This window comes from Mucilaginibacter psychrotolerans, from assembly GCF_004519315.1.
Taxonomy (GTDB): Bacteria; Bacteroidota; Bacteroidia; order Sphingobacteriales; family Sphingobacteriaceae; genus Mucilaginibacter; species Mucilaginibacter psychrotolerans.
Genome location: NZ_SOZE01000035.1, coordinates 17,944 through 39,054, shown reverse-complemented (window position 1 = coordinate 39,054; position 21,111 = coordinate 17,944). Strand labels below are relative to the sequence as shown.

The window sequence follows — 21,111 nt, the reverse complement described above, 5'->3', positions numbered from 1 at the left end:
AATAGTAACGGGTATTTGCTGTATTATGATACAGTGGTTTTTATTTTTAGTTCGTTCATCTGTGCTTCGGCGATGGTTGAAGGCGAATCGATCATCACATCGCGGCCCGAGTTGTTCTTAGGGAAAGCAATTACATCGCGGATAGAATCCAGTCCGGCGAAGATAGAGGTAAGCCTATCAAAACCGAACGCAATGCCGCCATGCGGAGGTGCGCCGTACTCGAAAGCATCCATCAAAAAGCCGAATTGTTTCTGCGCTTCTTCTTTTGAGAAACCAAGGTGCTTGAACATCAGGGCCTGCAATTCCCTATCGTGGATACGGATGCTGCCGCCACCAATTTCGGTACCATTGATCACCAAATCGTAGGCATTAGCGCGAACGTTTTTAGGGTCGGTATCCAGCAGGGCGATATCCTCTGGTTTTGGCGAGGTGAACGGGTGGTGCATGGCGTGGTAGCGCTCGGTTTCTTCGTCCCACTCCAGCAACGGGAAATCCAACACCCAAAGCGGTGCGAATTTATTCTTGTCGCGTAAGCCTAAACGACTTCCAATTTCCAGGCGTAGCTCGTTCATCTGCTTGCGTACCTTATCGGTTTGGCCGGCCAGGATGAGAATCAAATCGCCCTGCTCTGCTTCAAAAGATGCAGCCCAGTTGGTGAGTTCGTCTTCACTGTAAAATTTGTCAACCGACGATTTCAGGGTGCCATCGGTGTTGTAACGGCAATAGATCAGGCCGGTTGCGCCAATCTGCGGGCGTTTAAGCCATTCGGTTAGTTCGTCTAATTGCTTGCGGGTATAGCTTGCGCAGCCTTTGGCATTGATGCCCACAACCAGTTCGGCATTATCAAAAATGCTGAAACCTTTGCCTTTTACAATGTCGTTCAGTTCTACAAATTCCATCCCGAAACGGGTATCGGGTTTGTCAGAACCGTATAAACGCATCGCATCAGCATACTGCATCCGTGGGAAATCTCCCAGTTCCAGACCCTTAACTTTGCTAAACAAGTGGCGGGTTAATCCTTCGAAAATATTCAGGATATCCTCCTGGGTAATGAACGACATCTCGCAGTCTATCTGCGTAAACTCCGGCTGGCGGTCGGCGCGCAGGTCCTCATCCCTAAAGCATTTCACGATCTGGAAGTAACGGTCGAACCCGCTCACCATCAGCAATTGCTTAAAGGTTTGCGGCGATTGCGGCAGGGCGTAAAACTCGCCCGGGTTCATGCGGCTTGGTACCACAAAGTCGCGTGCGCCTTCGGGGGTCGATTTGATCAGCACCGGGGTTTCCACCTCAATGAAATCCAAATCAGATAAATACCTGCGTATTTCCTGCGCCATTTTGTGGCGAAGCACCAGGTTTTGGCGTATAGGGTTGCGGCGCAAATCCAGGTAGCGGTATTTGGCGCGCAGCTCTTCGCCGCCGTCGGTTTCATCCTCAATTAAAAAGGGAGGTATCTTGGCGGCGTTCAGTATCTCCAGTTCGGTAACGGTGATTTCAATTTCGCCGGTGGCAATTTTGGTATTTTTGTTAGAACGCTCTACTACCTTGCCGGTAACTCTTATCACAAACTCGCGGCCTAGCTGGCGACCGGCTTCGCGCAGGTTAGCGTCGGTATCGGTATTCAAAACTAGCTGGGTAAGGCCGTAGCGGTCGCGTACGTCGATAAAAGTGGTGCCGCCCAAATCGCGTGATTTCTGTACCCATCCGCAAAGGGTGATGGTTTCCCCTAAATTGCTGATATTTAATTGCCCGCAAGTGTGTGTTCTAAGCATAATTCCTTTTTAAAAAGTTCGCAAAAGTACATTTTTTTGAGATATGAGATGTGAGATATGAGAATTGAGATAGAAGAAAGTTCAGAAAACGGGCCTTTTAATGGGCACAAATTGGATAATTAAGCTTTGATGGGAAACTTACGGTGCCTGAAGATGAAGCGAATCAGCATAATCAATAAACAAACTATGCCGGCTTTGCGGATTGGGCCATCTTAAGCTTTAGCATGGGTTTCTCTACCCAATACCAGGATGCGGCCGCCAGCACCAGCGTAAGCAGAAACGATGCGCCGAAGTTGGCCGCTACGCCCCATTGCGGGAATTTGAGTGCCATTAACTGTTGTATAGGGAAAGCGTAAATGTACAGCCCGTAAGAAAAATCGCCCAGTTTATGGAAAGCTTTTACTTGAAGCGCTGGGTGATAGGCTACGGCAAAAATGCCATAGGCCAGCGAGATATTGAACGACGTAACCAGCAGCGGCGACCTGTAATGGAAGAGTAGCGCCGTAATGACGAACAAGCCTATGGACAGTGGAATATTGATGATGATTTTATTGCCGAATAAATAAGCGAGGCCACCTAAAAAAAACACCGCCCCCCATGAAAGCACAAACGCCATATACCAGGGCGCATAAATAATGCCCGCAAAAAATAAAGCTACCAAAAGCAATGCCGGGGTGGCCCCCGCTAGTGCTTTAAATTGCTTTTGCCACAATAGTAGGAGTATGCCCCACAATAAAACCACGGCATACAAAAGCAGTTCTCCTGCCAGCGTCCATAGGCTACCGTTTACCTGTTTGGCGTAGGGTATCGTTTCGAACACTCCGGGCAGCGTATTGTCCAGATTGTGTACGGTAAAAAGCCGCCACGCAAAATCGTACACGCGCCAGTCGGTAAAGTAATCGTGCAGGCTTAAGGTGGTGGCAAACGGGCCAATAACAAATGCGCAAAGCAAAGCCGCTACCAGCAACCCCGGGAATATACGCAGTGCGCGGGCTCATACAAAGCTGCCTAAAGTGGGCTGCCGGTAAAGACTTTTGGTGATGAGGTAGCCGCTGATGATGAAGAAAATTTTTACCCCCAGCGCACCAAAATCAATGAAGCCAATAAGCTTTTGAAGTGGTTCGTTACTGAACTGGCCATTGACGAGGTAGGTGTGGCTGAAAATAACCATAACAGCAGCCGTGAACCGCAGCAAATCGAAATTGTTGTTGCGCCCCTGGTCGAGCTGTTTAATGGTTATCATGCCTTACAAAGCTATAAATTAGTTTAATTGGGCGGGGTGATTAAAAGTACCTGGCCAAAAAATATCGACAAGCAAGCTTTAAAGGTTTTTAATGATCACTATTATTACTTGCGCGTAAAATCGTAAATTTGTTATATGGACATTCAGGCGGAAAAAATCGAATTGGTAAAAATGCTGCTCGACACCGAGGACACGACTTTGATTGAGCAAATTAAAGCCTTGTTTAAAACCAGGGAAGAAGATTTTTATTTAAACTTGCCTCAGCATGTAAAAGACGGGATAGAGAAAAGCCGTAAACAGGCTGAGGAGGGAAAGGTAATTTCATTAGACGAAGTATTTGCCCGCCTAGACAGAAGAAGATGAGCTTAAACGTTGTCTTTACCGAAAAGGCATATGAAACTTTAGAGATAACACTCGATTTTGTAAGGGAAAAATGGGGTGAAAAGACATCAGATAAACTAGATGCTGAGATTAGAAAGAAACTGAAACTCATCTCGCTCCATCCTTACATGTATAAAGCATCGTCTATCAAAAAAGAGCTAAGGAAGTGTACTGTAAGCAAGCAAACATCCTTTTTCTATGAAATAATGAAAGACCACATTCTGGTCGTATACTTCTGGGACAATCGCCAACAGCCAATTATGGAATAAGTAATCCCAGTTCCGAAAAGGCGAAGCCCGTGTTGAGCACCATCTCAAATCTCACGTCTAAAATCTCACATCTAATCCCTATATTTGCCACATAATTCTCAAGGGGTGCCTTGCTTTGGCTAATAGAAACAAACTGCAGGTTGTTTTTACCAAACTGAAAGACAGGCTGAGATCAAACCCATTGGAGTTGAATTTTCCCGCGTAGAGACACAATATTTTGTGTCCAGATAAAGCGCATCCGAGACACTAAATATTGTGTCTCTACAATTCAACCCCATGCACCTGATCCGGGTAATGCCGGCGTAGGGAGAGGTAACAAGTTAAGTGTACTGCCGTTTTATCCCGGCGGCAGATGGTTTAACTCATTTATTGTTCAACACATTTTGAAAAATTTATTTGCGGCGCTCTTCGCCCTGCTGTTGCCTGTATTGGCATCGGCCCAGTTTTCTATCAGCGGAAAAATCATCAATCAAGCCGGCGAAGCACTGCCCGGCGCAACCATTAGCCTTGTAAATCTAAACAGGGGCGCACAAACCAACGTAAGCGGCAATTACCGTTTTGATAACCTTCCTGCAGGCAATTATACGCTAATCGCCACCTACATCGGCTACCAGTCGCTTACCAAAACAACTGCGTTAAGCAGCAGTGAAACTATTAATTTTACTTTGTCCACAGGCGTTTTCAGTGCCGAGGAGGTGGTGGTAACGGCCACCCGTGCCGGCAAAAACTCGCCCACCGCATTTACTAACCTCAGCAAAAAACAGTTGGAGAAGAACAATTTCGGGCAGGATCTGCCTTATTTGCTCAACCAAACGCCATCGGTAGTTATTACCTCCGATGCAGGGGCGGGCATAGGTTATACCGGCATCCGCATCCGTGGCAGCGATGCCAGTAGGGTAAACGTTACCATCAACGGCATCCCGTATAACGATTCGGAAAGCCAGGGCTCCTACTTTGTGGACCTGCCCGATATCACCTCTTCCATCAATAACATACAGGTGCAGCGCGGGGTGGGTACATCAACCAATGGCGCAGGGGCGTTTGGCGGCAGCATCAACATCCAAACCACCACCCGTCGCGATACGGGTTATGCCGATATCAATAACTCGGTAGGCTCATACGGTTCGGTAAAGAATACCATCAACCTGGGTACAGGTTTATTGGGGGGGCATTTTAGTGTGGATGGCCGCTTATCGCGCATCAAATCTGATGGGTATATCGATAGGGCATCCTCGCAATTGAAATCCTTCTTCGTAAGCGGGGCTTATTATGGCGCCAACAGCACCCTGCGGGCCAACGTCTTCTCGGGTTACGAGCGTACCTACCAGGCCTGGAACGGCGTGCCCGATTACATCATCAGCAATAACAACCTGCCCAACCACCGCACGTATAACGAGCTGGGCATATTACCTGATGGCAGCTATTACAAAGACCAGGTAGATGATTATACCCAAAACCACTACCAGTTATTGTACGACCAAAAGCTATCGGATAAAGTATCCTTCAGCGGGGCCTTGCATTACACCAAAGGCAAGGGCTATTACGAGGAGTATAAAACGGATGCTGCAGTGGCCAATTACGGGTTAACCCCGGTAGTTATTGGTGGTGATACCATTAAAAATACCGACCTGGCCCGCCGCCGCTGGCTGGATAACGATTTTTACGGTATTACTTACGCGCTGAAGTATCAGCCCCAAAGCAACCTTAACTTTACGCTGGGCGGTGCTTATAACCGTTACAACGGTGCGCATTTCGGCAATATTATCTATACGGCGCAAAGCGCAGGCATACCGCCCAATTACGAATACTACCGTGACGATGCCAAAAAGAACGATTTTAATATCTTCGGAAGGGGAGAATACAAAACCGGCGACGTTACCCTGTTTGCCGATATGCAGTACCGCCGCATTTACTATTCGTTCCTCGGTTTCGACAGGAATTTGAACAACGTGCAGCAAAATGCCACGCTCAACTTTTTCAATCCTAAAGTGGGTGTCACCTACCAGCTTAACGATAATAACAACATCTATGCTTCCTTCGCAGTAGGCAACCACGAACCTAACCGCGACGATTATACCAACAGCACGCCGGCCAGCCGACCCAAGGCCGAGAATCTGAAAGATTTTGAGGCAGGCTATCGCACCAGCAGCGAAGCTTTCCGCGGCGGCATCAACCTGTTCTATATGCTGTATAAAAACCAGCTGATACTGACCGGCGCGTTAAATGATGTTGGCGCGCAGATACGCAATAACGTAAAGGATAGCTACCGTGCGGGGATAGAACTAGATGGCAGGCTGCAGATTACCCGGATGCTCAGCTGGGCGGCAACGGCAACCGTTAGCACCAATAAGATAAAAAACTACGGGCAGTTTTTGAATAATTACGATGACGGTAGCCAGGCCTTTATCCTGCTGAAGAAAACGGATATTGCTTATTCGCCATCGTTCATTGCCTCCAGCGAGTTGAGTCTTGCGCCGTTCAAAGGTGGCGAGATTGCCTTCATCAGTAAGTACATCAGCAGGCAATACCTGGATAATACCATGAACACCAACCCAGGAGGCTTTACATCGGCGGGCAGCAATGCCTTCATCACGGATAGATTATTGAAGAGCTATTTTGTGAGCGACGTGCGTATGCGGTACAACTTCAGCGTAAAATCAGTAAAAAACATCGGACTTGGCCTGCAGGTGAACAACGTGTTCAGTAAAAAATACGAAGCCAATGGCGCAACTTATCCCGATATTGAAGGCGGACAGGTAGTAAACTATAACTATTATTTCCCGCAGGCTACCCGAAACTTCATGGCCTCGGTAAGTTTAAGCTTTTAGGCGGATGCATAGCTGGATAGACCTTTTTATGGAACAGCTTAAGGCAACCACCTGGCCCGAATGGCTTGCGGTGATATTAGGCATAGCCGAAGTATTGCTGGCGCGCGCCAATAAGGTGTGGCTATACCCAACGGGTATAGCCGCAACCTTGATATCCATTTTCCTGTTGCTTAAAGTGGCCTTATATGCCGAAAGTCTACTCAATGGCTATTATGTGGTGATGAGCGTTTACGGCTGGTATTATTGGGTGAAAAAGCAAGGGCAACCTCCCGTTAAAGTAGCCTACGCCAACCGCCGCGAATGGCTAATAACCCTGCTCATCGTATTCGTAGGCTGGGGCCTGTTGTACTTTTTGCTGGCAAAGTTTACGCCATCTACGGTGCCGGTTTGGGATGCCTGGATATCATCAACCGCCTGGGCGGGGATGTGGCTGCTGGCGCGGCGCAAGATAGAGAACTGGTTGCTGCTGAACATCAGCAACCTGTTTGCCATTCCGTTACTTTACCACAAAAACCTGGTGATGTTTGCCATGCTTACACTCATACTGTTTGTGGTGGCCATTTTTGGGTATTGCGATTGGCGAAAGATCATCATCAAAGAACGTTTAACAGCCAATGAAAGCTGATATGGACCACCCCTCTACACTTTTACTACCCCATTGGGTTGATACCATACGCGCCTACACAGCCGAAGCTGAGCAATTGGGTAAGCTGCACCCTGCGCAGTTGGAACTGGTGTATCAGCAGCAATGGTTCAACCTGCTTGCACCCGCTACATATGGTGGGCTGCAAACGCCTCTCCCCCAACTGGTGGCCATAGAAGAGGCCCTCAGCTGGGCCGACGGCAGCCTGGGTTGGGTGGTTACGCTTTGCTGCGGCGCGGGCTGGTTTGTTGGATTTTTAGAGCCGGGTATGGCCCGACAGGTTTATGCGGATGGGCAGTGCTGTATTGCCGGCAGCGGTGCCGCAACCGGGACTGCGGAAATTACGGGCGAAGGCTACATCATCAACGGTAGTTGGAAATACGCCAGCGGTGTGCACCATGCTACCTATATCACCGTTAACTGCGTAATTACTTCTTCGGGTGTACCCGTCCTTAATGCCGACGGAACGGAACTGATCTTACCCTTCATTATCAAGCGTGCGGATGTTGCCCTGTTAACCGGCTGGAAATACATGGGCATGATAGCTACCGGTAGCGATGCCTATGAGATAACCGGTGTTTATGTAGATAAAAGCCATTGTTTTAAGATAGATGCCGAAGCTGCGGTAATAGATACGCAGCTATATCGCTACCCTTTTATGCAGCTGGCCGAGGCTACACTTGCCGCCAACCTGGCCGGTATGGCCCTGCATTTCACCGATCTTTGCGTGCCCGCCTTCGCGAACAAGGCCACCAACCTGCGCAGGGTAAGCCCGGCCCATGTTGCCACGATGATGGATGCACTTGAGGTGCAAACTACAATACTCAATCAAAGCCGGGCGGCTTTTCGTGAAGCGGTAGAAGCCTCCTGGCAGCAGCCTGATGATGAGGCCTTGTTGACGCAGGTAAGCCACACTAGTCGCGTGTTAGCCAAAACCGCCCGCGAGTGCGTAGGCGCGCTGTACCCGTATTGCGGCTTGTTGGCTGCATCGCCGGATACGGAGATTAACCGGGTATGGCGAGATTTGCATACCGCCAGCCAGCATGCGTTGCTTACGTTTATGGATTGATGGGGTGCAAAAGCCGGTCTGGTATTGGCTTGTTTCGCCATTACCGGGTTAGTATAGGTTTTATTTCCTGTGCCGGTGCAGTATCATTCGCATAATGCTATGTTTTTCATATATTTAGCATGCGTATAGACTATGTGCGTAGCTTTAAACACCCATGAATAAAATGCCTAACAGCCTCCGTTGCATCAACAAGGCAAAAACATACCGCAAGCATGCTTTTCTTCTTCCGGTACTATTCGTTGTTTTCTTTGTCATCCAAAGCTGTAAGCTCGATGCGCCCATAATCCCCGATTCGTTGCTCCATCCCGCGCCGGGAGATACCTCCCACCACGTTACGCCGCCGCCATCGGGTGCAACAGACACCGTTATAACAGATACTATCACACCTGCCTCGGCGAACTTTAATCAGCTTAAGGCCTGGAACGCTTTTAAAACGAGCGCCAGTGGCCGATACGATTTGTTGCTGATAGGAGACTCTTACACACAAGGCAATTTTTATAGCTGGCGTTTACGCGGGAAATTACTAACCGATGGTTTTACTGATGGCGGGCCTGGCTATGACAGCTTCGGCCGTTGGGATCCGATGTTTATGTTTTCAATAGATGCATCGATGGATCTGCAGGAACTAACCTTTGATTACGACCCACTGCTATGGGATACCAGCCCGGGCAACTATTATGGCCCATGCGGCAATGTTACCAATAACGCCCCTAACGCCCTCATAACTGTAAACTCGAAAGTACTACTTAATACCATGACCATAATTTACCAAAGGCATGCAGGTGGCGGTAGCTTTAGGTACCGGGTAAACGGCGGCGCGCGGACAACTGTAAGTACGGCCAATTCTACCGAAGATATTGGCAATGTGGTGGTAGACGTTTCGGCTGCCGGCGATAATATCGATTTGGAGATAGAACCCCTGGCTGCAGGCGAAGTGTTTTGCGGCGTAGCAGGGCACAGGGACGGCGATGGTGAAGTGCTCACCATGCATAAAGTGGGCAGCTCGGGCACCACCGCCGATTATTTTGCACATAACCCGCTTTGGGAACAATCTGTAAAGCTGCTGGAGCCAAAAGGCGCAATTATTATGTTTGGCACTAACGAGATGGACGGAAACGTTGATCCTGCGGATATGAAGAAAAACATCCAGCATATCATTGATCAATTGAAGCAGGCCCAGCCCAACTGTGATATCATGCTCATGTGCCCGCCAGAGACCCTGTATGAAACCGAACAACCCCGCAAATATAAAATAGCGAACTACGCGGATATGCTTTTTAGGTTGGCACTGGCTAATCATGCTGCCTTTATAGATTTTGCGAAGGTTTTCCCGCACTTTAGCCAGGCATCTATAGATGCCGACATCATGTCGTCTGATCGGAAACATCCGGGCGATGTTGGCAGCGAACTCATGGCCGAAACCATTTATAAGGCTTTTAAAAGGTAAGCGGTTATTATATTTACTATTGCGTAACGCAAAAATCACATTGCGAACAAATAGCAATGCAGATATTTGCGCAGTTTAAAATCGCTGTTTATGAAATTAAGGCATCTGTTATTTGTTATAACCCTTATTGCTACGGGCGCATCAGCCCAATCTAAAAAAGTAACTACGGCAGCCACAGGCGTGCCCCGCCCCAAACTGGTGGTAGGTTTGGTTGTTGATCAAATGCGCTGGGATTACCTGTACCGCTATTACGACCGTTACCAGGCCGGCGGCTTTAAGCGTATGCTGAACGAAGGCTTCACCTGCGAGAATACGCTGATACCTTATATCCCAACTGTTACCGCTGCCGGGCATACCTGTATTTATACTGGTTCGGTACCTGCTTTACACGGCATTGCAGGCAACGATTTTATTATACAGGCCACAGGCAAGGTAATGTACTGTACAGATGATAGCACCGTGGTTGCCGTGGGATCTAACTCCATTGCGGGGAAAATGTCGCCGCGCAATTTACAGGCCAGTACCGTTACCGATGAATTGAAACTGGCCACCAACTTTCGCTCCAAGGTTATCGGCATCGCGCTGAAAGATCGAGGAGGTATTCTGCCTGCGGGACACGCTGCAAACGCAGCCTATTGGTTTGATGATGCCAGCGGCAACTGGATCACCAGCACGTTTTACATGAACGCCCTGCCGGCATGGGTAAATACCTTCAACAGCCAAAAAAATCCCGAGAAATATTTGAAACAGGATTGGAATACACTTTATCCTATCAGTACATACGTACAAAGTGCCCCTGATAATAGCCCACGTTACGAAGGCAAATATAGTGGTGCAGAGGCTCCCACTTTCCCGGTGAAAACATCTGAATTGTACAAAGGCCGCCTGGGTATGATTCGCAGTACGCCATACGGTAATAGCCTTACGCTTGATTTGGCAAGGGCTGCCGTAGACGGAGAGCAACTCGGTAAAAATGTAGTGACGGATTTTCTGGCCATCAGCCTATCATCTACCGATTACATCGGCCACCAGTTCGGCCCCAATTCGGTTGAAGCCGAGGATACTTACCTGCGCCTAGATAAGGACCTGAGTGAATTTTTCAGTTATCTGGATGCCAAAGTAGGAAAAGGAAACTATACGGTATTCTTAACAGCCGACCATGGCGCTGCCCACAACCCACAGTTTTTGATTGACCACAACATCCCGGCGGGTTATTGGGATGATGGCGCAGCACGCACCCAAATGAACGCTATGCTGGAGAATAAATACAAGGTAAAAAACCTGGTGCTGGGCCTGGAGAACTACCAGGTAAACTTTAACTACGCAGCTATTAACAAAGAGGGCCTTAGTGAAGAAGCCCTTAAGTTAGACGTGATTCAATACCTGCAAAAACAACCCGGCGTTGCTTTTGTGGTAGATATGCAAAGGGCACAAACCGCCAACATCCCAGAGGAATTGCGTGCCCGTATCATAAACGGCTACAGCGTTGAGCACAGTGGTACGGTACAAATTGTATTGAAACCAGGGTACTACTCCGGCCATGGCGGCACAGGCACTACCCATGGCACCTGGAACCCCTACGATGCGCATATACCGCTGGTATTTATGGGTTGGGGCATAAAGCATGGTAGCCTTGTACGCGAAACCCACATGACAGATATCGCTGCAACCATCGCAGCCCTGTTGCACATACAGGCACCAAGCGCTAACATCGGCACCGCCATAGGCGAGGTGTTGAAATAAGAGATTAGGGGCCGGACCTTAGAGATTAGTTCGGTAACGATAAAACTGATTAGCTTTGGGGCTGTGCTTTTGTACAGCCCCTTTATTTTTATAATAAATCCGACATTGAGAAAATACATATCCAAATTCCATTACTTAACCCAGGATTTGCCACACCGTAGCCACGTGGAGCAGGCGCAGATAGCTTGCGAAGCCGGGTCCAACTGGGTGCAGTATCGCTGCATGACCAAAACCGACGAGGAGTTGATTGCCGAGATACACCAGATAGCGTCCATCTGCGATGATTGGGGAGCCACGCTGATATTGACTAACCACTATCATTTGCTGGATAAAGTAGATGCGCAAGGCGTGCACATAGAAGATTTTGATGCGGATTTTGCTGCCATACGAGAGGCTATTACTGATGAAAAAACTTTAGGCGCATCTGCCACGAATATCGAGGCATTGCTTCGCGTACAGAATAGCGGCGTGGTAGATTATTGCGGTTATGGCCCCTTCGCCCACACCGATACCAAACCCAACGACAAACCCTTGCTGGGTTACGCAGGCTATTATGCTTTGGAAAAACAGCCTATAGACATCCCCGTAATAGCCGTGGGGGCGTACAACTTACCGATGTAGAGCCGCTTTTGGCAACAGGCATTTATGGCATTGCCGTTTCTTCAGCGGTAAATTTAGCCTTGGATCCCAAGAGCGCCGTGAAGGAGTTTTATAGGAAGATATATTAAAAATGCGGACCCAAGATAAACTTCACAATGTCATTTCGACAAACAGACGGGCGGGCGGTGAAGGTGGGTGAGGAGAAAACTTATACGGCTCTATGTGCGGCCATGCAAGCCCGAATTGTGTATTGCACAAGATTCCTCGACACCCCATTAGCATGATGCGCGGCTCTGGCTCGCTCGTATGACAAAAGGTAAAGACGCGGTATTTTGCGTCTCTACTAAAACATCGGATGATTATTGGCCGATTTTGCGGGTACCTCCTGTATCACGTCCCAGTGCTCGGTTATCTTGCCGTTCTCTATCCTGAAGATATCGATAACCGAAATGGTTTTATCGCCCATTTTGCTTTTGGTGTGTATGTACACCAGGTCGCCATCGGCACTCAGGTGCTGGATATCTATTTTGGTTTTGGGTGCGCCTTTAAACCAAAGCGTGGCGCCATCTTTCAGGGCGGCTTTACCATCCGGCAGGGCGGGGTTGTGCTGTATATAGTTATCGGCCAGGTATTGGTCTGCCGCTGCTATGTTCTTATCGCCAAAAAACTCCTGATAAAACTCAGCTACCATTTTTTTATTAAGCGATAGCTGCGTAGCCTGCCTGCTCAACGAATCGGCAGTAGCCTGTACATTGTCGGCTGCCTGGTTACCACAGGAAGCCACGATTATAGCTAATGCTACAAACAAAACGGGGACGATCTTTTTCATGGTTAAATATATAGATTATTAAAGATAATTAATTACGGGCCTGTAAGACACATAAATATGTTCGTCCAGTATCTGCCCTAGTTTGTACACTGTGCCTTTCAAGATGCCTTGTTTTTCGAAGCCCGCTTTCTCCAATACCCGCATCGATGCCGGGTTGCTACCGAACACTCCCGCTTGCAGGCAAATGATATCGAATGTGGCGAAGGCATACCGCGTTACCAGCCGTGCTGCTTCCGTCATGATGCTGCGATCCCAGTAGGGCTCGCCCAGCCAGTAGCCAAATAGCGGCGATTTACTGAATACATCCCCGCGGAACTCAATACCTATCGTACCAGCGAACGCTCCGTCAACCTCTATCACCAGGCTTGTAGCCGGCTGTTCATCTATCTTTTGGCCTATAAACCATTCCGCATCGGCAAAAGTATATGGTGAGGGGAAGCGGTCGTATAAATTGGCGGCTATGTTGGGATTATCGGCAAGCCGCTGCAGGTCTGCCGCGTCGCTTTCGCGCCAGTTGCGTAAGGTAAAGTTGCTGCCTTTTATTTCCATTTGTAACAATCCAATCGTTAAAAATAGTAATATTACTTAAACTGTTAACTTGCGGCTGCTTATACTTTCTACGATGAAAAAAATCTTTACCCTGTCTTTCTTACTGATGGCATCCGGCGCAATGGCCCAAACATTGGGCACGCTCAGCATCGATAAAATCATGCGCGACCCGAAATGGATGGGCGTATCGCCATCCAACATCCGCTGGAGCGACGACAGCAGGAAAATATACTTCAACTGGAACCCTAAGAATCAGGACCGCGACGGCCTGTTTGCCATCACCCCAACAAACATAAGCCCCATAGCGGTGGGTACAGTCGAGGAACGCATGCTGCCATCCGAAACAGGCAGCTGGAACAAAAAACACACGCTGAAAGCCTTTGAAAAAAACGGTGACATTTACCTGTTGGATATAGCCACGGGCAAAACCAGCCAGCTTACCAGTACTACCGAGCGCGAAGCTCTGCCCGTATTCACCGGCGATGAAAGCGCCATCCTGTTCGTTAAGGATAATAACCTCTATAAGTTAAGCCTGGCCAAAGGCGCGCTGGTTCAGCTCACCAACTTCGTAAAAACAGCCAGCAAACCTGTCAAAAAGAACACCGACAACCAACAGGAAGCCTACCTGAAAAAGCAGCAATTGGAACTGTTCGACATTATTAAAGTAGAGGATAAAGACCGCAAGTTGGATAGTATCGAACGCGAAAATATGGCATTGCCAAAGTTGAAGGAAATCGTTTATGGAGATAGGCGCGTAAACGGCGTTCAATTGAGTCCCGATGGGCGATACATTACTTACCGCCTGATACAGCCAGCCGATGGCGGGCGCAACGGCATAGTGCCCGATTACGTAACCGCGTCGGGCTTTACTGAAGATATCCCTAACCGCACCAAAGTGGGCGCGCCGCTATCAACATCGGTAAGTTATGTGTTCGACAGGCAGCGGGATACGGTGTATGCGATATCGACCAAAGAAATACCGGGTATAAAAGAGCTGCCCGATTATCTGAAAGATTACCCCAAGCTGCTGGCAGACCGTAAAAAGGCCGATGCCGACCGCAAGGTGGATGTGGGGCAGCCAATATGGAGCCAGGATGGGAAATACGCGGTAGTGGTGGTAGAATCGCAGGATAATAAGGACCGCTGGATAATGAAGCTGGATGCCGCAACAGGCAAGCTGACCCTGCTGGATCGCCAGCGCGATGAAGCCTGGATAGGCGGGCCTGGTACCGGCGGCTTCTTCGCCAACGGCAGCCTCGGCTTTACCGATAATACCCACTTTTACTACCAAAGCGAGGCCAGCGGCTACTCGCACTTGTACATGGTAGACTTAGTGAGCGGCACTAAAAAACAGCTTACGGCAGGTAAATGGGAGGTGCAAACGCTCAAACTATCTAACGATAAAAAGACGTTTTACTTTACCGCCAATATCGAGCATCCGGGTATTACCCATTTTTACAGCATCCCCGTAAGCGGTGGCGCGCCCGTGAAGATAACCGGCATGAAAGGCGGGAATGAAGTAGACCTCTCGCCCGACGAAAAATGGCTGGCCATACGCTACTCTTACGCTAACAAGCCTTGGGAACTATACGTGCAAGCCAATAAACCCGGCGCAAAAGCAGTGCAGGTAACCAACTCTACAACGCCAGAGTTTAACTCCTACGCCTGGAGGGAACCGGAGGTTATCAGTTTCAAGAACCGTTATGGCAGCGATATTTACGCCCGCGTGTACCAGCCCAAAACGCCCGACCCTGCCCGGCCTGCCGTTGTATTTGTGCATGGTGCGGGTTACCTGCAAAACGTGCACTATTGGTGGAGCAGCTACTTCCGCGAGTTTATGTTCAACAATATGCTGGCCGATAATGGCTATACGGTGATTGATATCGATTACACGGCCAGCTCGGGCTACGGTCGCGATATGCGCACCGGCATTTACCGCCACATGGGCGGCAAAGACCTTACCGACCAGGTAGACGGCGTGAAATACCTGGTGGATAAATACGGCGTAAACCCTAAGCACGTTGGCCTGTACGGCGGCTCGTACGGTGGTTTTATTACGCTGATGGCGATGTTTACCCAGCCTGATGTGTTTGCCGCAGGTGGTGCCATACGCTCGGTTACCGATTGGGCGCATTACAACGACGGCTACACCTCCAATATCTTGAATGAGCCGTTTGAGGATGATATCGCTTACCGCCAAAGCTCGCCCATATACTTTGCCGATGGCCTTAAAGGCAGGCTACTGATGTTGCATGGCATGGTAGACCAAAACGTGAACTATCAGGACATCATCCGCCTTACCCAAAAACTGATAGAATTACACAAAGAAAACTGGGAACTGGCATCGTACCCCGTAGAAGACCACGGCTTTGTACAACCCAGCAGCTGGACGGATGAGTATAAACGCATTTTTAAATTATTTGAGGAGACGTTGAAGAGGAAATAGTTTTAAGTCCGAATTATATGTTCGAAAACATGCTATCAAAGTTTTGTCTTCGAATAGTATTGCTTGGGTTTCTAAGTGATTTCAAATAATCGTTGAAGTCGTTTTTGATATCAATTAATAAATGTTTGGGATTTATTCTAATATCATCAGTCCCAATAAACTCGATTGGATGCAAATACGACGTGTTTATTATAATTCTTCCGTCAACCATACCATTGTGAAATAATCCGCACCTTGCAGCACTATATAAATTATCTAAATCCGAATCCGAATAAGCGTTAGGATAAATTCTATGAATGGAATTTTTGAAAAAAGTTCCGCTGCGGTTACGGCTGCTTTCGCCTTGAATATATTGTTGTATGCCCTCTAAGTAGGACATACAAATCATAAGCACTATAAATCCATTGCCCTTGCTTTTTATCATTCTTGTGGCGTTGTTTAAAAACCAACCCTTAACCTGCCTTTCATAAATTAATATTTTGTCATTAATCAAATTTGGATTAAGTATCATTTGTTTTTTTTCATCAAACGCTTCCGGGATATTTTCGATGTAAAAGCCAAGAATATCAGGAGCAATATAAATAGCGAAATTAGGATGAATGCGCTTAGCCATTTTAGGTGTGATTTTGAGTTACAGGTTTACGTTGAATGTTGCAATTTATCAATTATACACCCACATCAAAACCTTTTTCTTCTGTTTTTTCAACAGCGCATCTACCGTTTTCATGGTTTGGTTGGAAATAGCGGGGCAGCCCCAGCCTTCGGGCGTACCGTTGGGGTACACTTCCGTTTCGCTCACTTTTTCCCAGGAATGAAAAACGATTTGCCGGGCGTAGGCATTGCTGTTGGTGGCATCTAATCCGGTTAAATAATATTTTACGTTGATGCCCCAGGCACTGTAATCGCGTGCGCCGATGGCGTATTTGCCCAGGGCCGTGCAGTGGCTGCCGTCGGCATTGCTAAAGACTGGTTTGTCCTTGCTCCACTCTCCCGACCACGGACTAACCCCGCAGCCGTGGCTTACCAATCCTGATGTGATGGCCTTATCTTTCTTAAAATCCCACACTATAAAACGCTTGACACCGCTGGGCAGGCTCATATCGATCAAAATATAATACCGCAAATTGTAGCCCCGCTTTTTAGAATACAGCAAAGCCTGTTTGGCCTTTTCGCGTGTGCGGGTAATATCGATATGCGGCGTATCAGCAATGGCGATGGTGCAACACAGTGATAGAAATATTAACAGAGCGAGAAGTTTAGGTCTCATGGATGGGTTAAAGGTTTAGGATGATAACGGTAAAGATGCCCTTGTATTTTGCAGGTACAGAAATACTACGCCGTTCTATTTCCATTCGTGTATTTCGGTATAATTAGTGAAATTCGAGCCTCAATAATTTTTACCCCTATGGAAACCATCACCTGGAACGATTTCGAAAAAGTAGAGTTACGCGCAGGTACTATTTTAGAAGCTACCGATTTTCCTGAGGCACGTAAGCCGGCCTATAAACTCAAGGTCGATTTCGGGCCGCTGGGCATCAGGCAATCCAGCGCGCAGATAACCAAACACTATACCAAAGAAGAACTGCCCGGCAGGCAGATCATCGGCGTGGTTAATTTCCCGAAGAAACAGATAGCCAATTTTATGTCGGAGTTTTTGGTAACCGGCTTTGCCGATGAAAACGGCGATATTGTTTTGGCAACTGTTGATAAACCGGTTCCAAACGGCAGTAAGCTGATATAGGGTTGTAAGTGATGCGTTATCAACCTTGCATATCCAAAACAATAAAACCGTCATGGTGCACCTGTTTCAATATCCCCTCATAAAAGTAGCCAAAATGCTTACCCGCTTTGCACGTTTTAGACCTGCCGTGTGGGGTGCCGAAAGGATTTCGGCATGACGTGGCAATGAAACGTCATCTTGAACTTGTTTCAAGACCCCATCATAAAAGTTGCCAACATGCAAAGCCGCTTTGCACGCCGGTTACCTGCCGTGTGGGGTGCCGAAATAAATTCGGCATGACGGTGGGGGGGTAAAGTATTTATAAATCCCTCTGCCAAAAAGCAAAAACCCCTTTAAGCGCATAGCTGAAAGGGGTTTTTATGGAATAAGTTAATCTTGTTATAGCTTTAACCATTTTTTGCGTACCGCCAATTGCTGGGCAGTTGGGTTTGGCAATTCTTCGGCTTTGTATTGCACACGGTTATTGCGCAGCAGGGTGACCGGCAGGGTGTAGGGCTTGCCATCGCGGTTAACGGCAACGGTAATTTTATCGCCAACTTTATGGGCTGCTATGGCGGCTGCCAGGTCGGTTACCGGTGCGCCATCTATTGATACAATTTCGTCGCCAACGTTCAGGCCGTCTATCCAGCCTGCGCCGCCGCGTAATACCATGCTAATGGTTTTTTTACCGTTTGCCTGGTTGCTGGTGCCTATGCCAAGGGTGGGGCTGTTGCTATCGGCCAGCTGGTCGGTAATTTTGTAGCCGGCGTAGGCCAGGTATTTGTTATAATCAAAGGCTGCCAGGCCGTTGATGTATTTGGCATAAAAATCATCCAGGTTCTTCCGTGCAAATTTCTCGAAACCGGCTTTAAACTCCGCATCGGTATAACCGCGTTTTTTGCCTTTATAATAGGTATCGTACATGTACTTCATTACATCGTCTAATGATTTTTTGCCGTTGGTAGCGTTGATGATCTCAAGATCGAGCAGCATGCCCACAACGGCGCCTTTGTCGTAGTAAGATATGCCGGTATTGTACGAGTTTTCGTTAGGGCGGTAGGCTTTTATCCAGGCATCAAAGCTGGCTTCGGCCAATGGCTGCACTTTAGTGCCGGGCTGGTTCTCTACGGTGTTGATATCGCCCAGGGCATCCTCTAAAAAGGCATCGGCCGAGTAAATATCGGCATGGCGGCGGGCCAGATTCTGGTAATAAGCCGTAAATCCCTCTGCTATCCAAAGGTTGGTGGTGTAGTTCTCGTTGTCGTAATCAAACGGACCTAAAACAATAGGACGCAGGCGTTTTACATTCCACAAGTGGAAATGCTCGTGCGCTACCAGCCCCAAAAAGCCCATGTAGCCGCTTTCGTTGCCATATTGCTCGCGACCGGCACCCAGCACGGTAGAGCTTAAATGCTCCAGGCCGCCACCACCGCGCTGGCGGTTATGCACAATGAAGGTGTAATGCTTATTGGGGTTTTCGCCAAAAACAGCAGTTTCGGCTTCGATGATCTTGGCCATATCTTTCTTCAGGCGTTCTTTATCGTAATTGCCGCCGCCGTACATGGCCACTTCATATTTTACGCCGGCTGCATCAAAACCAAAAACATCCTGTGTGCCCACTTCTATAGGCGAATCGAACAGGATATCGAAGTTTGGCGCTGTAAGTGTAAATTGGTCGCCGCCTATTTTTTCCAAACTGGTAGATACGGTGGTCCAATCTTTATAAGGGGTGATTTTGATGGTAGATGGCTCGTTAAGCATGCCTTTTGGATATAGGAATACGCCGGTAGTGGATAAAAAGCCATGCGATACATCCACAAAGCTGGTACGTACCGATACCTCGAACGCATAAACTTTGTATTTAACCACCACAGTTGAAACACCGGCGGTATTGATATGCCAGGTGTTCTTGTTAAGCTTTGGTGCGGCAACATCTTTGCCGTTGGCAGTAGCGGTAAGCGATTCAATATTTTTGGCAAACTCCCTTACCAGGTATGAGCCGGGTGTCCAAACGGGCATTTTTAATTCAATGGAAGCTTGCTTGAGGCCGCTAAGGGTCATCTCTACATCTACGTAGTGTGCCTGCGCCTCGGGGAAGGAAACTTTGTAAGCGATTTTTGGTGATACTACAGCTGCACTGGCCGGTGTGATCTTCATAAATAACAGTATTAAATAAGCCAGGGCTATTGGTTTAAGATTTTTCATGGTGCAAGTTATAAAATTTTACCTTTTTTAATTGCAAAGCAAAAAATAGCCGGGTTGTAAAATGGTTGATACAAGCAAGCAAAATAAAGCCTAAGCGGTTAGTTTTGCGGGAATTAAAAGCAGCTGTTTATACGCCAATAGTTTGATATTTGCGGGATATGATGAGCCGGCTGCCATTAGCCCCAAAGCAGCACTGAATTTTAAAATGACTATTGTACCCATAAACATCGTAACACCCCCGCCACACGCCCAACATGAAAACTAAATACATTATCTATACGCTGCTGGCTTTATTGGTGGCGTTCCTTATTTACAACAAATTTTTTAGCGAGCATGCTAAAGAACGTGATGCGCTAACCGCAGGCCCGGGTGGTGGTGGTGCTAAAGGGGGCAAAGATGCCAAGGGGGGCAAGCAAAGCCCGCCCGTATCGGTAACGCTGCTGGTGGTAAAAGATACCGCCGTAAACAACCAGATAGACATTACGGGTACTATTGATGCCAACGAAAAAGTAAGCCTGATAAGCCAGACGGCCGGCAACATCACCGGCATATATTTTACCGAGGGCACCAGGGTGACCAAGGGCCAGTTGCTGGTAAAAGTTTACAACCAGGATCTGCAGGCATCCTTGCAGCAGGTGAATGCGCAAATGATACTGGCAAAAGACATCAATAATCGCAATAAGATATTATTAGAGAAAGAGGCCGTGAGCAAGGAGGAGTACGAAACCTCGTTATCATCGCTCAACTCTATAAAGGCGCAGGCAGATGTGATAAGGGCACAGATTTCCCGCACCGAAATTCGCGCGCCATTCTCGGGTACCATTGGGTTGCGTAACGTAAGTCCGGGCGGCTACCTGTCACCATCTACACCGATAGCAACCATTGTGAATATCGACCCGGCAAAGCTTACTTTTTCTGTGCCCGAACGTTACCTGCCCATTATAGGCAAAGGCAGCAAGGTAAAGTTCACTATTGAAAGCTCCTTGAAAGAATTCAGCGCTACGGTTTACGCCATAGAGCCTGCTTTAGATGCCGCATCGCGCACCATAACCGTGCGTGCAACGGCTCCTAACGTGGGCAACCTGCTTACTGCGGGTTCTTTTGCCAAGATAAACCTTACGCTGGATCAGATACCTAAAACGATAATGCTGCCCACCGAAGCCGTTATCCCCGACTTAAAGAGCAGCAAGGTATATGTGTACCACAACGGCATTGCCGAAGCCCGTTTTGTGAAAACCGACCTGCGTACCGATACCAAGATACAGATAGTAGATGGCTTGAAACAAGGCGACAGCGTAGTGGTATCGGGCCTGATACAGATACGCCCCAAATCGCCTTTGAAGATTAAAAAAGTTATACAATAACCC

General features: G+C 48.0%; 19 protein-coding genes. 11 read left to right on the top strand and 8 right to left on the bottom strand.

The window, feature by feature from the left end; translation table 11 throughout:
- Window positions 1–23 precede the first annotated feature (23 nt).
- The 3 genes from aspS to E2R66_RS23410 form a co-directional block, all read right to left on the bottom strand.
- On the bottom strand, window positions 24–1,772 hold the full coding sequence (gene aspS / locus E2R66_RS23420; protein ID WP_133235449.1) for an aspartate--tRNA ligase: 1,749 nt from the start codon (window positions 1,770–1,772) through the stop codon (window positions 24–26).
- Between the two features lie 184 nt (window positions 1,773–1,956).
- Window positions 1,957–2,739, bottom strand: coding sequence for an acyltransferase family protein (locus tag E2R66_RS23415; RefSeq protein WP_133235451.1), 783 nt, complete (start codon window positions 2,737–2,739; stop codon window positions 1,957–1,959).
- Between the two features lie 27 nt (window positions 2,740–2,766).
- Window positions 2,767–3,015 carry an acyltransferase family protein gene (locus tag E2R66_RS23410; RefSeq protein ID WP_133235453.1) on the bottom strand — a complete coding sequence of 83 codons (249 nt, stop codon included), beginning with the start codon at window positions 3,013–3,015 and terminating at the stop codon, window positions 2,767–2,769.
- A gap of 135 nt (window positions 3,016–3,150) precedes the next feature.
- Between E2R66_RS23410 and E2R66_RS23405 the strand changes: the two genes are divergently transcribed.
- The 8 genes from E2R66_RS23405 to E2R66_RS23370 all read left to right on the top strand — a co-directional run bounded on the left by E2R66_RS23405 (window position 3,151) and on the right by E2R66_RS23370 (window position 12,016).
- Window positions 3,151–3,378, top strand: a complete 228-nt coding sequence (locus E2R66_RS23405; RefSeq protein WP_133235455.1) for a hypothetical protein — start codon at window positions 3,151–3,153, stop codon at window positions 3,376–3,378.
- A complete protein-coding gene (locus tag E2R66_RS23400) occupies window positions 3,375–3,665 on the top strand; it encodes a type II toxin-antitoxin system RelE/ParE family toxin (RefSeq protein WP_133235457.1) in 291 nt (96 codons plus the stop codon). Before E2R66_RS23405 ends, E2R66_RS23400 begins: the two co-directional genes overlap by 4 nt.
- Window positions 3,666–4,048: 383 nt before the next feature.
- The gene (locus E2R66_RS23395) at window positions 4,049–6,493 is read left to right on the top strand and encodes a TonB-dependent receptor (RefSeq protein WP_240049465.1); all 2,445 of its coding nucleotides are present in this window, start codon (window positions 4,049–4,051) and stop codon (window positions 6,491–6,493) included.
- Window positions 6,494–6,497: 4 nt separating this feature from the next.
- Window positions 6,498–7,118, top strand: coding sequence for a nicotinamide riboside transporter PnuC (pnuC, locus tag E2R66_RS23390; protein ID WP_133235459.1), 621 nt, complete (start codon window positions 6,498–6,500; stop codon window positions 7,116–7,118).
- Window positions 7,108–8,205, top strand: a complete 1,098-nt coding sequence (locus E2R66_RS23385) for an acyl-CoA dehydrogenase family protein (RefSeq protein ID WP_240049464.1) — start codon at window positions 7,108–7,110, stop codon at window positions 8,203–8,205. Before pnuC ends, E2R66_RS23385 begins: the two co-directional genes overlap by 11 nt.
- 163 nt (window positions 8,206–8,368) lie before the next feature.
- On the top strand, window positions 8,369–9,652 hold the full coding sequence (locus E2R66_RS23380; protein WP_158288493.1) for an SGNH/GDSL hydrolase family protein: 1,284 nt from the start codon (window positions 8,369–8,371) through the stop codon (window positions 9,650–9,652).
- A gap of 90 nt (window positions 9,653–9,742) precedes the next feature.
- Entirely contained in the window at window positions 9,743–11,395 is a 1,653-nt protein-coding gene (gene pafA / locus E2R66_RS23375; RefSeq protein WP_133235463.1) for an alkaline phosphatase PafA, read from the top strand.
- Between the two features lie 105 nt (window positions 11,396–11,500).
- Window positions 11,501–12,016 (top strand): thiamine phosphate synthase, encoded by a 516-nt coding sequence (locus E2R66_RS23370; protein ID WP_240049463.1) that lies wholly within the window; start codon window positions 11,501–11,503, stop codon window positions 12,014–12,016.
- Between the two features lie 322 nt (window positions 12,017–12,338).
- On the opposite strand, the gene E2R66_RS23365 is transcribed toward E2R66_RS23370, so the two are convergent.
- Both E2R66_RS23365 and E2R66_RS23360 read right to left on the bottom strand, forming a co-directional pair.
- Window positions 12,339–12,824 carry a nuclear transport factor 2 family protein gene (locus E2R66_RS23365; protein ID WP_133235465.1) on the bottom strand — a complete coding sequence of 162 codons (486 nt, stop codon included), beginning with the start codon at window positions 12,822–12,824 and terminating at the stop codon, window positions 12,339–12,341.
- A gap of 18 nt (window positions 12,825–12,842) precedes the next feature.
- Window positions 12,843–13,373: a GNAT family N-acetyltransferase gene (locus E2R66_RS23360; RefSeq protein WP_133235467.1), complete on the bottom strand. Its 531-nt coding sequence runs from the start codon at window positions 13,371–13,373 to the stop codon at window positions 12,843–12,845.
- 73 nt (window positions 13,374–13,446) lie between these two features.
- On the opposite strand from E2R66_RS23360, the gene E2R66_RS23355 reads away from it, so the two are divergent.
- Window positions 13,447–15,819, top strand: coding sequence for a S9 family peptidase (locus E2R66_RS23355; RefSeq protein ID WP_133235469.1), 2,373 nt, complete (start codon window positions 13,447–13,449; stop codon window positions 15,817–15,819).
- A gap of 13 nt (window positions 15,820–15,832) precedes the next feature.
- On the opposite strand, the gene E2R66_RS23350 is transcribed toward E2R66_RS23355, so the two are convergent.
- Window positions 15,833–16,432, bottom strand: a complete 600-nt coding sequence (locus E2R66_RS23350) for a hypothetical protein (protein WP_133235471.1) — start codon at window positions 16,430–16,432, stop codon at window positions 15,833–15,835.
- Between the two features lie 48 nt (window positions 16,433–16,480).
- A complete protein-coding gene (locus tag E2R66_RS23345; RefSeq protein WP_133235473.1) occupies window positions 16,481–17,086 on the bottom strand; it encodes a murein L,D-transpeptidase catalytic domain-containing protein in 606 nt (201 codons plus the stop codon).
- A 138-nt stretch (window positions 17,087–17,224) separates the two neighbouring features.
- Here E2R66_RS23345 and E2R66_RS23340 point away from each other — a divergent pair, with 138 nt between their 5' ends.
- A complete protein-coding gene (locus E2R66_RS23340; RefSeq protein ID WP_133235475.1) occupies window positions 17,225–17,560 on the top strand; it encodes a tRNA-binding protein in 336 nt (111 codons plus the stop codon).
- A gap of 378 nt (window positions 17,561–17,938) precedes the next feature.
- On the opposite strand, the gene E2R66_RS23335 is transcribed toward E2R66_RS23340, so the two are convergent.
- Window positions 17,939–19,744, bottom strand: a complete 1,806-nt coding sequence (locus tag E2R66_RS23335) for a M61 family metallopeptidase (RefSeq protein WP_133235477.1) — start codon at window positions 19,742–19,744, stop codon at window positions 17,939–17,941.
- Window positions 19,745–19,998: 254 nt separating this feature from the next.
- Between E2R66_RS23335 and E2R66_RS23330 the strand changes: the two genes are divergently transcribed.
- Entirely contained in the window at window positions 19,999–21,108 is a 1,110-nt protein-coding gene (locus E2R66_RS23330) for an efflux RND transporter periplasmic adaptor subunit (protein ID WP_133235479.1), read from the top strand.
- Window positions 21,109–21,111: the final 3 nt, after the last annotated feature.